Genomic DNA, 14407 nt, shown 5'->3' with positions numbered 1-14407 from the left:
GGCACAGTTTAATCTATTGAATTTTTTCCCCGACAGAGCCCACCTAACTGGCAGAGTTCACTTAATCGGCAGAGTTCACTTAACCTGCAGAGCTCATTTAACCGGGAGCTGAACCTCTGTCATCAGTTCTTCTTCCGGGACTTCGGCAGGGTCGTTAAAGTACAGTTCCCTGCTCGGGCCGAAATGTCCCAGGGGTTCCAGGTCTTTTTCGGCGGCGTAGGCAAAAATCCGGGAATATCCGGCTTCGACACCCTGGTATGGTCCCCTGTAGACCACGGAAATCGCCCGGATGCCGGGGAGGGTCCTGACTTCCATTTTCGGGTCTTCCACCGAGATCCTGCCCGAGACCGGGAGGGCGACTTCGATATCGGCATCCTCTTCTTTGTATTCTTCGTCATGGCAGAGAAACATGACAGGGCCTGTAACTTTTACGCGGTTCCGACGGTTTTCGGGGCTGTCCACGCAGGCACAGAGTTCGCCTATGAGTTTTCCGATCGTTACGGCATAAACGCCCTTTTCACGCTTGCTTATTACGCGCATTTCAGGGACTTCCTTTATAACGGGATCTGTTACTGACATCTTGAATAACTCCAGTATTTTTCCGTCTTGCTTGCAGGCGCCCTGCAAAATGCCTTCGATTTTCTGCAGCTGCCCGATCTCCAGCCGGATGTTCTCAAGCCTCTTTTTGAAGCAGGCTTCAATGACCTCACAGTTTCCCGTGCCTTCCGCATCCAGAAGTACGGCAATCTCGTCCAGGGAAAAACCCAGGTATGCGAGAGTTTTGATCGTCATCCCCCTCTCGACCTGGGCAACCGTGTAGTAACGGTAGCCGGAAAAGGAATCTTTTGCTTCCGGAACAAGCAGCCCTTTCCGGTCATAGAGGCGGAGTGCTTTTTGCGTGAGGCGGGTCATGAAGGAAAACTTTCCGATTGGGATCTGATCGATTGGCATCTTGCTCAATCCCTTAATTGCCCTGAAATTAGATAAACTGCCCCACTTTTCCCCGGGTAAAGGTCTGGTTTTTATGGATAAAATCCACAATATATATTTAAGAAATATATTGCCAGAAATTCAAAGTATATTGCCGCTATTTTTATGGGGAATCAGGCTTGTTGGAAGCTGAATTCAAAAGAATCAGGCATCATGCTTTGAGCTTCATTACGAGGGGGTAGAAGTTATGGGGAACGCAAAGAATTCGAAATTTCTTGGATTACTGGCTCTTATGGTGGTCCTGCTCGCAGCCGCTGGTTGCGTTGAAACGCCCGAGTCAGGCACAGAACCAGTCACGGAGCCAGTTACAGAACCAGTCACGGAGCCAGTTACAGAACCAGTCACAGAACCAGCAGCATACTGGCCAACTGAGGACTGGCGGACATCAACTCCGGAGCAGCAGGGGATAGACTCGGAAAAACTGGCTGAGACGCTGGATTACATCCGGGAAGAGGAAGTTAACATTCACAGTTTGCTGCTCATAAGGAACGGCTACGTCGTGACGGATGCTTACTTTTATCCTTTTGCAGAGGGTTCCATACATGATACCGCTTCCGTTACCAAAAGTTTCACATCAACCCTGACCGGCATCGCCATCTCCGAGGGGCACATAGCAGGTGTCGATCAGCCCGTCCTGGAATTCTTCCCGGAACGGAGCGTGGAAAATCTTGATTCGAGGAAGGAGGCAATAACTCTTGAAGACCTTCTTACCATGAGATCGGGTTTTGAGTGCATCAACTATCCTGTTGAAACCACGCTCTCTCAGATGAGGGAGAGCCCGGATTGGGTCCAGTTTACGCTTGACCTGCCCATGGCAGAAGAACCGGGCACCCGTTTCGTTTACTGCAGCTGCAACTCGCATCTCCTGTCAGGGATCATCCGGGAGACAACCGGCATGAGCGAACTGGACTATGCCAATGAAAGTCTTTTTGGCCCTCTCGGCATCTGGAACGTAAGCTGGCCTTCCGACCCTCAGGGGAACAACCACGGCTGGGGTGACCTGCGTTTGGCTCCCCCGGATATGGCCAGGCTGGGGTACCTCTACCTGAATGAAGGTGCCTGGGAAGGGGAACAGGTAGTGCCGGCAGAATGGGTGAATAGATCGACTCAAAAGCAGGTTTCCCTGGGCGAAGGAGAAGGATATGGGTACCAGTGGTGGGTTTCAGGCAATATCACCGGGCTTTACGAAGCAAAGGGACGTGGAGGCCAGCGGGTTTCTGTCTGGCCCGAAAAAAACATTGTAGTCGTGACCACAGGCGGAGGTTTTGAGCCCGGAGATCTTTCTCCCTTCCTTCTTGCAGCTCTGCAGTCGGACCAGGCCCTGCCGGAAAACCCGGAAGCCTATGGACGGCTTCAGGACAAAATAACGGCTGCCACAAACCCCCCTGATCCCGAACCCGTACCTCCGTTGCCGGAGATGGCAGCGGAAATCTCAGGTAAAACGTATGTATTTGAACCCAACCCCTTTGGCATCAATAGCATCTCCATGAGTTTTCCGGGGCAGGAGGAAGCAATTCTCACCCTCTCCCTGGAAGGGGACCAGCAGGTGCTTCCGGTAGGGCTGGATAATGTTTACCGCATATCTCCCGGGGGGGAGTTCGGACCTCTGGCCCTGAAGGGGTTCTGGAAAACAGACACAGAATTCGTTCTCTATTACAATGAGGTCTCCAATATTAACAACTACCAGGTAAACATGACCTTTGAAGCCGATGGGGTTACGCTTCAAATTCAAGAGCTGACAGGGCTTGGAGGTGTAACATTTAGCGGCAGGCTTGAGGAAAGCGGCAATGAACAGGAACAGTGAAGGAGGGGCAGTGAACAGGAACAGTCAACAGGACTCGACTGAACCACTTAACATCGTATTTAATTGAAAAGCTATCCAATCGTCTTCACCGTCTGCCTGTAATTTTGGCGCAAAAATGCGTTCTCGGCGACAAAATATTGAAGATGGGAAAAAAGGGACCTGAATTCATAGTTCTGGAGTTTTTGGTTTCTGGAATCCGGTCCCTTTGTATTTTGTTTATCGTTTTCATGCAGTGAAGCATGCAGGAGAGCTTCTGTAATGGTGGGGTATATTACATAACCCAGGGGTTCAAAGCAGCGGCGGGTCTTTTTTCCTGTAACATGAGAGCCTCGATGCCCCGGGTAAGCTCTTCCTGTGCACTTGTGGCTTTTCCCTAGTTTAAGGGTTCAGGGGGGTCGGGTCGGGGGAACTCGGGATTTAAACTGGAATTTCATATTCGAAATACGTGGCCCAGTTTCCTTTCGGGATGAAACGGTCGCCTGCACCCCATGCACCTTCTTCAAGAAGTGTTATTTCTTCATCTACCTCTACCTCTTGCTGCACGGCTGCATGGGCTGCGATATATACGGGACTTCCCGCTTCAAGGCCCAGGTCTGCAAGAGGAATGGTATAGGTAAATTCCGTTACTCCGGGGGCGTGTTCTTCTGCATATTCGAACTGACCGGGGGCCGGGTTTCCTTTCTTTGTTGCCGGGATTTCACCGGGGTCACCTACGATGGCAAGGTGGGTTTCGTTTAAGGTCCATCCGTCTTCTGTTGTATATTTTACGGAGAGGTTAGTTCCGTCACATGTAGCGTTTACCATTCCAACATCAAGCGTCTGGCTGGCCAGCAGGGCGACCGTCGTATCTGCCGAAGCGAGCGGGATCGTTGCCAGTAAAACAATTGACAGCGCGAGCAATTTCTTCAATGTCTTCATTCATCACACCTTTCAATTTTTGTTCAAGTTTTATATTTATATGGGATCTCTGGTTTTATTTTGAGGCTTGAGAACAAACAATACTGCTACATTTCAATCTATAATGGCAACAGTCAAAATATTATATGCATGTCCATTTGAAGGATATGCCAGTCCCCAACTCTCAAAGTTTTCCAATTTTTTCTTAGTCGATTAACTATATAAACATTCTTACAAGCAGGGTAAAATCGCTGATTTTGAATGGAATTTAAAACTTTATCAAGCCGTATTTTTCCTGAAAAATAGTTTTCAAACTTTAAAATTAAAATTAAACTTATAATCAAGCTTCTGCATAAGATTTTTAATTATAAATGTGTATTTTTAGCATATAAAATGAACTAAAAGTGTTAAGATAGCGTCAAATCCTTATTTTAATAAACTAAAAATATGGATTTGTACGTTAGATGCGCGCAACTAATTTTCAGCACCAATAGATGATTTTTAATCATAAATTGTAATTTTATTTGTATATGATTAGACGATCATATTAATTTTAATAAACTATCTATTAGTGTTATACACTTATACCTATATAGATCTAATAAATAGTTATTCATATAGGTTTTAAATCAATTTTGTTAAGAGAGTGGCATTTAAGAAAACGAACATGATATTCCGTGAATAACAGGCATAAATAAATTAAATTAATTTTCACAGTATCCATATTTGCCTATTAACCCTGTCATTCCCCTGGATAGGAAGGTTGTACTTATTTCGGCTCTTCGAAGCCATGCGAAAACTAACCAGTGAATTGCGATCAAAGACTTAAACCTGACCTTGATCACGGATGCCAAATTGCCTTTGAGGCAATCACACTGGCCATAAAAAATATGAAGGAATGTGTATTGGCAGGAATAAATAAACAAAGCTTTCGGTTTAGATATCCGCAAACGTTTTTTGATTGCTACAATTCTCAGCACGCTTGGTGAAAAAAAGCAACTACGTTTTTTACCCTGAATTTAAATAAACTGCCCCACCTTTCCCCGGGGAAAGGTTTGGCCTTTTCTGCCTTTTTTTCAGTAATCAATTTTTTTCGTGCGATTGAAATCCTATCCGTGCAGCTTGAAGAGGTTCCGAAAAGTCTGGGGACACACTATGTATGAAAGTTTTCTCAATGGTAAAAATGAACTTTGAGGAATTCCCGAAAGGGATGGAGACACACTATGTATAACGACTCTTTCAAAATTAGACTTGTATCTTAAAGCGTGGATCAGGAGGTTTCAAATTTGTGAAATTGTTACCCGAGATTCAATGGGCAAAATTTGCTGCATCTTGATGATAGGGAAGTAAAAATAATTGAAGACAATAAAAATAATTGAAGACTTTCTAAGTAAAAGGAAGGCAGGGCTGGATTTTATGCTCTCCTCAGGTTCGCAGGAAGGTCATCAGGAGCATTGAACAGGAGCATTGAAACGGTGCTTGATAAATATCGAAATTCAGTCATAATATGTTCAAACTGACCCTTAAAATTAAGTGGAGGTCTTGTTTGTAAGGAGGAGACTGCTATGTCACTCAGTGAAATTCATGGAGATCTAAAGATTGTTATGTCCGGGAAAGATAAAGAAGGGTTTTGTTACTCCCCCGGGAATCGACTAAAAATCCTGGGAATATACACAGCTGTACTGCTGGCTCTTGCAGCTGGGTATGTTGAAATCAGGCACAGGTTTCAACCTTTTATACCTGGCTGCAGGTCGGCCCTGGGCTCAATAGATCCGGATTCCGTTTTGATATTTAACAGGGTCCTTGACTTTGAGTTTGGTATCAGGCTTGCGTGCTATAACATAATTTACTGGGTTCGGGATTTCCTTTTTGAACTGATTACCTATATGCAAAACCACCCGATCGCCTCTTTCATTGTCGGGGCCCTGGCATACTATATGATGCGGAGCAAGCTCGGAAAAGAAGTTGACTGGTAACCGGGAGGATCAAGATGAATGTCAATAGGGAATCCCGGGCCTGGATAGGTTCTAAAATAAATACCCCCGAAAAAATCTCCGATTCGGTAAAAATGAGGTTTTTCTTTTCAAAAGCAGTGCTTCAGGAAGCCTACTCGCAGATATGCGAACTGGAAAGGAAGGAGGAAGCTTTCAAGCAAAAAGTCCTCAAAAACGGGGAAATGAGAAGCCAGGGCAGGGATCGGGAACTTGACCTTGAACATTATTTCAGTTCTTCCCGGGATTATGGAAAAGCTTTGATGCTCCGTTTCAAAGTGCCGGTTTTGGAACGCAAGCACTTCATTGGCAATTACCATTTCGTTTTCACGGAAATGCCGCTCGTGATTGAGGAAATGGACAGGCTCGTAAGGTTGAACAAAAGCCGCTTCGGGTCAATTACACATAAAGACAGATGCCGCTTTGAAGAAATTTCACTCTGTTCGACGCAGCTGTTAAATTCCCTTTTACTGGATGCGGAGAAGCTGATGGATGTTGAAAAAGTAATCCGGGAAACGCAGATTAAAGAAAAAAGCCTGGCTGCCGAAGAGATCACTGAAAATGACCTGAGAACGGTTAAGGACAGGATAGGAAACATGATCAGGGACTTTGAAGCGAATTCAAAGGAAATTAACGGGATTAAAATTTAAGGAGGGCCTGAAGTGTCTTTATCGATACCTGTAAAGATGGGAAAATATGTTGAAGCCCTGGGCGTAAGGCTTCAACAGGACAAAAGCAAGGGTAGAGAGGAAAGCTATCCCGGGAAAAACCCGGGGAAAAACTGGCCTGATGACGGCTACGGGAACAGTCGGCTTAAGCTTTCGGGAGAGCAGGTCAGATTCGAAAAGTTGCAGAGCATTGAGGAGAAAACTCGTCTCATGGGAGATAAGAAACGGCACTATGAAAAGCGGAAACATAAGTACGGGCGCCTGGCAGAGTCAGCCGAGGCGGACTATGATTCCCTGATCGCAGAAGCCGAAAAATGCCTTAAAGCCCTTGACGATACGACTGAAAGTTGCAGTGAGCCAAAGACCCGGAGACTGCGGAGAAAAGTTGCCAGGAAAGCGGAAGAATCCCTGAAAAAAGCCTCGTTTTCGGAGAAGCGGTTGAACAGGTGTTATGGGGTCTACTGTAATGCCGATGCCAACGTCCAGTTGATTGAAATGATCATCGATGAGCTGAAAAACAGGCACGACATAATAAAAGATGGGGAAGAATTAAATGAGGACTACCTTGCCGAATTCCTTGAGGCACTCGAAAGTATAGACATGGACCTTCTGGAAGACGGAAGCTCATATGATGAAAAAGAGATCAACAGGGCTCTTTCGGAGACCGCGGAAAAACTCCTCAACAGGTCCGAGCTTCAGGCAACCGACCTCCTGGGCTATGAGGAAGTCTTGAGACGGGTTGACGAACCTGAGTTTGAGGACATCCGCTCAAAACAGATAGACCAGCTCAAAGTAAGGTTGAATTCCCACCTTCATGCGGAAACGGATTCAAGCGGACTGAAGGAGATGTACTGAACTATTCCTGCCGAAAAAAACGAAATTTAATTTTTTCATAAATCCAGAGAGGTGTTTTCCAGAATGTCAGAGCTAGCTTTAATGAACAGGAGGCTTATGAACTCCGGCTTGAACCGCAAGGTGCTTTCGCCTGCTCCTCAGGAAAAAAACCTGGTGAACGAAACGTGGGAGGAGCTGAACCGTTACGTTGAAAAAGGTGACATACCGAATTTTTTGTTGTGCAGGGACCGGTTCTTCAGGATCCAGGTTGACAGGCTGCTTGCGGAATCAAAAAGCAGGTCTGTCCAGAATAAGCTTGTTTCAATCCAGAAACTCCTTGCAAACGAGAAAAACGATGACGAGATATACAGGTTTTTGAGCCAGCTTTCATCGGGATACGGAGCGGAAAAGGTAAGCTCCAGTGAAGAATCTGCCCGTATGGTTCCGATCGAGAGTTTCAGGGTGCCTCTTGGAGAAAAAATCAATATCCACGGGACTGCCGGAAAGGTCGTGGATGATATCGAGAAATTCTATACCCGCAGGCTCAGGTTTCCCGAGATGCCCTGCTATAAAAACCACAAGCAGTACATCCTCCTTGCGGGTCCCTCGGGGACGGGAAAAACCACGGTTGCAAAAGCCCTTGCACAAAGAATGGAGGCTGATTTCATTGCAGTTGATGCGGCCCAGATCCGCTCAAGCGGGTACGGGGAGTCTGCGGCCCGTATGCAGAGCATCTTCAAGCAGGCAGGGGAACTCTGTAAAGAGAGCGAGAAAAAAGTTCTTCTTTTCATTGATGAAGTAGACCACCTGGTACCTTCCCGGGCAAAGAACCCCCATGAAGCCTCTGTCGCCCTTATGGCGGAAATTCTCCAGTTCATGGACGGCGTGCAGTCCCTGCAGTTCGGGACAGACCGCCTCATCATGCTCTTTGCCACCAACAGGGAAGAAGACATCGACACTGCTTTCAAGACCAGAGTTAAAATGGTTAACATCCCTCTCCCTGACTTTTCAGTAAGATGCGGGATCGTAAAATCCCTTCTGAAGACCGCACCTCAGCACTGTGCCGTTGATGACAGTGATATCGAAAAAGCCGTCCGGACAACGGAGCCGGAATTTTGTTCCAGAAACGGGAAGCTTTACGCTTTTACGGGCAGGGACCTTGAAAGAGCCGTGGTAAGGGCAAGCGATCTTGCGGTTGAGAGGTTCCTTAAAGGAGATTCGGCGATCAGCAGCAGGATCCGGTTGATAGGTAAAAATGACAGGCCTCAGATCTGCCTGGATGATCTCCTGCAGGCGTTTTCAGAAGAGAGCAGGAGGCTTTCGGAAACGATAGGACAAAAGTAAGAAGTAAACCCGGTGGGAGCCAGAACTTGTCTTTATAGAACGGGTTGCAATAGGCTCTGGTTCCGGGACCTTTTACAATAAGTTTTAATTCAGCTCCACCCGAAAACAGTTTGTATTTATTGAATAATTTACATTTATTAAATATTTTTATTATTCGGCGTTTTCTGTTTATGCATTTTGAGAGAGACAATCGGCTGCTCAGGAGGTGACCAACAGATATTAATTTTTGAATATCAATGGGTAATATATCAATGTAATAAATAATATCCAGTGTACTCAGGGTTAACTATGTATTTTCAAAGCGATTTCGGTAACTCTCTTTGGGTTTCCCTGGCAAAAAGCAACCACATCGAGGTATTAAAAATACTTTATGATGTGTCCTATGAAGAGGGGCTCTTCCGAAATAGAGATATTATAAGCCGCTTTGAAAGGGGCCACAGGGAGGAAACATTCGGGGACCTTAATGCCGTGATTGATAACCTGTATGGATTGAACCTTGCCGTTCCCATTTACTATCCGGTTTCCTCCAATTTGAAGGATGATAGCAGAGTCCATCGTTTTTTCAAAGCTGTAGAGATATCCTTTTTAGGGAAAAAACTTATAAAAAAATTGTACAAATTTTCCGAATTAAATCAGGAAATCGAGTTAAAAGAATTTTGTACGGCTCTTTATGATAACAGGGGGAATAAAAAAGAGTTTGTTGAATGCAGCAGAGCATACAGAAAAAAATCCGGGTCTGCTCTGGAACAGGCTCTGGGACATTTTAATTTTCCTGACGGTTTCGGAAGCATAAGTAGAACAATCGAGCAAAAAGCTGATTATTCCCTTCACTTCATCATGTCCGGGGATTTCCGTGAAAAAAGAGCCCAAAACCCGAAGAGAGTTAATTTGAACAGCATGAGTCCCGAAAGCATCGGAAACATCAGGGATGCTCTTCAGGGCATTAACCCTTACACAAAGCCCTTGCTAGCCTCGGTAATAATGAACAGCTTCTTTCAAGAAAAAACTAGGCAGAGAGCTGTTTGTGCAGGTACGGGATATGAGGAAGACCCCGGCAAGTTTTACGAAACGCTAAGAAAAGGGTTTCAAAGTGGAGTTCTTGCTCTTGTTTATGAAGATGGGGAGGAGTTCCTGGAACTCACTCCCATGGGCGTTTGCCTGGTCAGTTTGCTCAGGGATATCGAATCCAGGAGAACCTGCCCCTGGTACGGGAGCATAAGTAAGGAACTCGGTTTTTTGCTAACGGTCAAACTTACGGACCTGGAAGAAAGGAGAAAACTAATAGAGAAATTAATTCAGGTCGAATGTGGAGAAGGAATCGCTTCTTATGAAAGAGGCTGGAAGAATGGGTTGCAGGATAAAGGGGGCCAGAATGGAGAGTATCAGGATGGATGGGTTCAGGAAGGAAGATATACGGATAGAAGGGGGAAAGATAAAAAAGGGAAGGATAAAGGGGAGCGTAACATAAAGGAGCAAAATAAAGGGGAATTGGAAGTGTATTTCAACTGTTTTGGCCTGATCAAAGACCTGGAGATTGGGGACATTGAGGTCAGGGAACTAATTCAGAAAAAGTACGGGTACGGGGCAGTTCTGGACCTTAACCTGATCTGTGACCGGGAAGGAGGGTGCAGTATGGAAAGCAGAGGTGAGCGTATTCAACTGCTTGAAAAGGTAATGTACAGGCCCGGAAAGTTCCTGGCACCGCTCGAAATACGGCCTAAGGAGGAAACGGGAAAACAAAGGCGCTGTGTCGTAGAGGCAAAATATGAAGTATTTAAGAACCTGAATTGATGGAAAGAAAGTGGTAATATGGATTATGATGAGCTCTTTATGGGGAGGATCCCGTTTGATGTGGTTTACAGGTGGAAGCAGCATGCGAAACAAAACGGGCAGCTGGATCTATTCTATGAATTCCTGGGAGATCTGGTTGACACCTTTAAAGTGCAGGACATCTCACGCTTCGAAATTCTGGAAAGCGAACTGAAAAGAGCTGAAGAAGAAAGAGATGAACCCGGAGTAAAGCAGATTAAAAATTCCCTTCTGGCAGAGGCATATAGTTATCGGGAAGAGGACCCTGACCTTTCGGAAGTACTTGAGGAAATCCGGAAACAGTTGAATAATCACTCTCTGGAACACTTTTACACTGATTTTTTAAACGCTTTTTTTTCCGAACCCGATTCCCGGAATTCCGATTGCTCCCCTGAACTCTATGAGTTTCCTGAATCTCCCAAACTTCCTGAATCTCCTAAGCTCCCGGAGATCCAGAAGCCCGGCTCAAGTTTTGTTTCCGGTTCGATGATAACCAATAACCCGCCTGTGGCAGCGGTAAGAGGTTCAAAATACACTGATTTGGAGGGTCAGGAGGAATACCAGGACGAGAAAGACATGACCGGAGACGGGCTTTCGGAACTGCTCACAAAATCGATACTTGGTTTGCTTGCCAAAGAGGGAAGCCTGTCCCTCAAAGAGCTGAGAGATAGGTTGAACGAAGCACCGGATCTTCAGGATATCGCTTACGGGGAATTTATGGACGCTTTATCGGACCTGGAAAACGAGGAGAAATTATCGATAGATGGCGAAAATGTCCGGCTAAGGAACTAAGGGCTAAACAAAAACCGTTTCATTTTTCTCCGAACAATTCGAATAGAGCCCAGTAATAGGGATGTTCGTAAGTTTCCATCAAATCAAGCTGTGATTCCCTTAACCTCCGTACTTTGCTCCCTTCTTTTTCATAAAATATTAAAAACAGGCTCTCTGTACTTTTATCATAAGCGCTCCAGAGGGATGAAATAACAGTCTGAGCCCCGGCACGCATGAAGGCGCGGGTCATACTTTCGACTTCATCTCCGTTATCAAGGCTTCCAAGGCCGGATTCGCAGGCCGACAGGGCAACAAGGTCCGTTTCAAGTTCGAGGTTGTAGATCTCCGTCACAAAGAGATTGCCGTCGGCAAAGACCAGGTGGGATAGCCTGGAAGCTTTTTCGATAAACTTTGCATGGCATGCAAGATGGATTATACCCTTTTTCCCTAACTCTTCCAGGACCGAAGTTTTTGTAGCTTCGTCCCGAATAAGGGCTTTTGTATTCAATTTTTCGGCAATGCTCAAAGCCTCGCTTTCGGCGTACTCCAGGTTTGAAGTGGGGTTCCCGACAACAAGAGCTTTCTGGCTGTTAACCTTCTTTTTTGCCAGCAGTTCAAGGATCGAAGCATTTTGCAAAAACCTTATTTCGTACTTTTCGATGAACCATTTCTTCCCATCGTGCAGGGCATTGAAAGGAAGATAGTGCAAAATGCCGTGAGGAATAATGATCAATTCTCTGCTGGCTAATTCACTACAGGCTAATTCATTGCTGGCTAATTCATCGTAGACTGATTCATCGCAGACAGATTCCACGCAGGCTAAGTCATCACAGGGTCCGGATTGTAATTCATCCTCCCAGGGTTTCACCAGATCCCGGTAAAGGTCCCGGGCTACAAATTTCAGGCGCCTTAGCTTTTTCTTTTCCTGGCCTTCTTTTGACCCTGTTTCGCTCCCTGATCCCGTTGAATCGGTTTTGCTCTCTTCCTCTTTCTCTGCCTCATGTTTTCTGAGTTCCATCCTTTCGGCTTCGATCCTTTTCCGGAAATCCACTATTTTTTCATGGAGGGTGTCCACAGCTGTCGGGAGGACCTTTACCTTAAAGTTTTCCTTCTGGATTATGAACAGGATTGCTTTTTCCGCAATGAAGAATTCCAGTACAACTTCGTTTTCCTCCAGGCAGCGCTGTACTGTTTCAATGTTTGTTACTCCGCTTGTTTTTATGGCATAATACTCCGGGTCTTCTTCCTTTATTTTTAGAAGGAATTCATCGTATTCCTTGCAGACTCCTTCCAGTTCGGAATCCAGGGCGCCCATTCTGGTCCTTGTCCCGCCTTTTAGCTGGAGCTCCTTTATTTTTCTGACGTACTCGGCTTCTTTTTCTTTCAGTTCGGGACTGGCTTTCAGGTTGAGTTTGGCAGAATCCAGCATGTCGAGAAAGACCCTTCCTTTGGCTTTTTCCGCATACTCGAAAGCCTCTTCGTATTTTTCCAGTTCCAGGCAGGTGGAAACCATTTTTTTGTAAACTTCGATCTTGTTTTCGAAAAAGTCTCCTCTCCTTTCGGGGATTTTTATGCTTCCCCGAAGGTTTTCGATCGCATCTATCGCCTTTTTGTAATTTTCATAGCTTCTCCGGAGGTTTTGCGTCTCCGCTTCGAGAAGGCCCTTTGTGTAAAATATTTTCCACAGGTATGAATTGGGAAACTCCTGTGCATAGCTTAAGGCCTTATCCAGAAGTGCGGAGGCTTCGAGTATTCTCCGGTTTTCGGATATTCTCTGGCTTTCGGGCTTCCCTGCCCTGAACTTACTGTCCCCGTAGGCCAGGTAATACCTTAAAAAAAATGGTGGGGGAAAAGGATGAATTTTCGTATATAGCTTCCCGCTTAACTGATTTTCCACAAGTCCGTAGCGTTCACTTGCTTCGGCATATTTGCCTGCTCCATAATAATAGTCTCCCGCCTGTTTGTTTGCCATAAACTTTAACTGCTCATAAAGGAACCCTGAGAATATAAGATATACGAGGATTGTCAGGAAAAAATGGGGCAGTATGTGCACAGGGTTATTCGGACCGTATTCGGCCAGGTCAAATATCGAAAAAGCCAGCACGGAATTGTAGGAGTAAGAAGCGCCTTCCAGGAAAGTTGTTAAAAAAACGGTTAAAAATAGGAAGATGAGCCCGGGCAGGAATGCCATTATCAGAAAAGACAGTTCCACTAACCACTTAAGGGCCAGGTTTTCATTCAGCGGCCTGGTTATAAAATATGCCAGGTAATCCATAATTGAGAGTACTAGCAAGAAGTGGACAAAAAAAGAAAATGAGAGAAATATCATGCCTGCAATGTAAAGGTAATCAGCGTTTAACTCTGCAAACATAAGCGGAACCAGTACATTAAACCACTCGGTACACTGCACTGCATAGAAAAGGCTGCATACCGGGAGGGTGAGCATAAAGAGCTTGTATGCTTTTAGCAAGCCGGGTAAGCTCGAGGAAGGGTTCCAGTTTTCGTTGCTTTCGGGATGGTCGAAGGCATTCCTTGAGTATTCCCGCTCAACTTCGGAACTTGAAAATCGGGTGATGAAATACGGTAGAAATAGCAAAATGCCAAAAAATATCCACATGCTGATAAACTGAATGCCGGTTGTGTAATCTTTTTTGAAATAATATGAAGTCCCGTCCAGCCCGCAGATTAAAATCACAAGAGCATAGATGGCAAAAAATGCTGAAAAAAGGGTTAGTAAAGGGTACTTTCCTTTTAAGGTTCCGGGAATTGCAAAGTTGACAATCCTGTTTTTGAGACGGGTATAAGATTGAAGAAGCCTGTTTTCGGGCTGCTTTTGCGGGTATCTGTCCTGCAGCAATTTGAGTATGTCAAGTTCCCCTTTGTAGATGCTTTCCAGGGTGTGCCCGTCGATTTTAAAAATTTTCCTAATCTCTTTTATCGATTCCTGGTATTCGCCCAGCATGAGGTGGCATAGGGACAGGTTATAATGGCAATCGTATTCTGTCAATTTATGGAAGAAATCTTTGAGGCCCATGAAAACATATTTATTTTCCAGAAGCGCCAGTTTCCTCATCTCACATTTTTTGGCCTGTTCCCATTCTCCCATTTTTATATACTTAACCGATTTCAGTGAAAGGGACAGGGTATCGTGGTACCTCCCCAGGAGGTATATCAGAAGGATCAACAGGAAGAAAGCAGCAATTATAAACAAATATATGGCAGTATTAAAGTATGCAATAATTGACCTGAATAGCTCTAAAAAATGAGTACCCGACCCTGCAGTTTGATCAGTGATCAAT

10 protein-coding genes are annotated in these 14407 nt (G+C 45.3%); 7 read left to right on the top strand and 3 right to left on the bottom strand.

Going from position 1 to position 14407, the window contains the following annotated elements:
* Nucleotides 1-93: 93 nt before the first annotated feature.
* Nucleotides 94-951 (bottom strand): MerR family transcriptional regulator, encoded by an 858-nt coding sequence (locus MSMTP_RS09600; protein ID WP_048178802.1) that lies wholly within the window; start codon nucleotides 949-951, stop codon nucleotides 94-96.
* Between the two features lie 226 nt (nucleotides 952-1177).
* On the opposite strand from MSMTP_RS09600, the gene MSMTP_RS09595 reads away from it, so the two are divergent.
* Nucleotides 1178-2794, top strand: a complete 1617-nt coding sequence (locus MSMTP_RS09595; protein WP_048178801.1) for a serine hydrolase — start codon at nucleotides 1178-1180, stop codon at nucleotides 2792-2794.
* A 417-nt stretch (nucleotides 2795-3211) separates the two neighbouring features.
* Here the strand turns inward: MSMTP_RS09595 and MSMTP_RS09590 are convergent, their stop codons facing one another.
* Nucleotides 3212-3712 carry a hypothetical protein gene (locus MSMTP_RS09590; RefSeq protein WP_048178799.1) on the bottom strand — a complete coding sequence of 167 codons (501 nt, stop codon included), beginning with the start codon at nucleotides 3710-3712 and terminating at the stop codon, nucleotides 3212-3214.
* Between the two features lie 1544 nt (nucleotides 3713-5256).
* Between MSMTP_RS09590 and MSMTP_RS09585 the strand changes: the two genes are divergently transcribed.
* The 6 genes from MSMTP_RS09585 to MSMTP_RS09560 all read left to right on the top strand — a co-directional run bounded on the left by MSMTP_RS09585 (nucleotide 5257) and on the right by MSMTP_RS09560 (nucleotide 11129).
* A complete protein-coding gene (locus MSMTP_RS09585) occupies nucleotides 5257-5667 on the top strand; it encodes a hypothetical protein (RefSeq protein WP_156153777.1) in 411 nt (136 codons plus the stop codon).
* A gap of 14 nt (nucleotides 5668-5681) precedes the next feature.
* Nucleotides 5682-6332 carry a hypothetical protein gene (locus MSMTP_RS09580; protein WP_048178796.1) on the top strand — a complete coding sequence of 217 codons (651 nt, stop codon included), beginning with the start codon at nucleotides 5682-5684 and terminating at the stop codon, nucleotides 6330-6332.
* Nucleotides 6333-6344: 12 nt separating this feature from the next.
* Nucleotides 6345-7205 (top strand): hypothetical protein, encoded by an 861-nt coding sequence (locus tag MSMTP_RS09575; protein ID WP_156153776.1) that lies wholly within the window; start codon nucleotides 6345-6347, stop codon nucleotides 7203-7205.
* A gap of 63 nt (nucleotides 7206-7268) precedes the next feature.
* A complete protein-coding gene (locus MSMTP_RS09570; RefSeq protein WP_082090570.1) occupies nucleotides 7269-8528 on the top strand; it encodes an AAA family ATPase in 1260 nt (419 codons plus the stop codon).
* Nucleotides 8529-8816: 288 nt separating this feature from the next.
* Entirely contained in the window at nucleotides 8817-10319 is a 1503-nt protein-coding gene (locus tag MSMTP_RS09565; RefSeq protein WP_048178793.1) for a hypothetical protein, read from the top strand.
* A gap of 18 nt (nucleotides 10320-10337) precedes the next feature.
* A complete protein-coding gene (locus MSMTP_RS09560) occupies nucleotides 10338-11129 on the top strand; it encodes a hypothetical protein (RefSeq protein ID WP_048178792.1) in 792 nt (263 codons plus the stop codon).
* Between the two features lie 19 nt (nucleotides 11130-11148).
* Here MSMTP_RS09560 and MSMTP_RS09555 read toward each other — a convergent pair whose 3' ends face one another.
* Nucleotides 11149-14292, bottom strand: coding sequence for a CHAT domain-containing protein (locus MSMTP_RS09555; RefSeq protein ID WP_197076054.1), 3144 nt, complete (start codon nucleotides 14290-14292; stop codon nucleotides 11149-11151).
* Nucleotides 14293-14407: the final 115 nt, after the last annotated feature.

Origin of the sequence: Methanosarcina sp. MTP4, from assembly GCF_000970045.1 — an archaeon.
Lineage (GTDB): Archaea > Halobacteriota > Methanosarcinia > Methanosarcinales > Methanosarcinaceae > MTP4.
This window is presented reverse-complemented; position numbering and strand designations above follow the sequence as displayed.

Excerpts from the sequence above, each read along its gene's own strand:
- MSMTP_RS09595 (WP_048178801.1), top strand. The coding sequence starts at position 1,178 with ATGGGGAACGCAAAGAATTCGAAATTTCTTGGATTACTGGCTCTTATG.
- MSMTP_RS09580 (WP_048178796.1), top strand. The coding sequence starts at position 5,682 with ATGAATGTCAATAGGGAATCCCGGGCCTGGATAGGTTCTAAAATAAAT.
- MSMTP_RS09600 (WP_048178802.1), bottom strand. The coding sequence starts at position 951 with ATGCCAATCGATCAGATCCCAATCGGAAAGTTTTCCTTCATGACCCGC.
- MSMTP_RS09570 (WP_082090570.1), top strand. The coding sequence starts at position 7,269 with ATGTCAGAGCTAGCTTTAATGAACAGGAGGCTTATGAACTCCGGCTTG.
- MSMTP_RS09565 (WP_048178793.1), top strand. The coding sequence starts at position 8,817 with ATGTATTTTCAAAGCGATTTCGGTAACTCTCTTTGGGTTTCCCTGGCA.
- MSMTP_RS09590 (WP_048178799.1), bottom strand. The coding sequence starts at position 3,712 with ATGAAGACATTGAAGAAATTGCTCGCGCTGTCAATTGTTTTACTGGCA.
- MSMTP_RS09585 (WP_156153777.1), top strand. The coding sequence starts at position 5,257 with ATGTCACTCAGTGAAATTCATGGAGATCTAAAGATTGTTATGTCCGGG.
- MSMTP_RS09560 (WP_048178792.1), top strand. The coding sequence starts at position 10,338 with ATGGATTATGATGAGCTCTTTATGGGGAGGATCCCGTTTGATGTGGTT.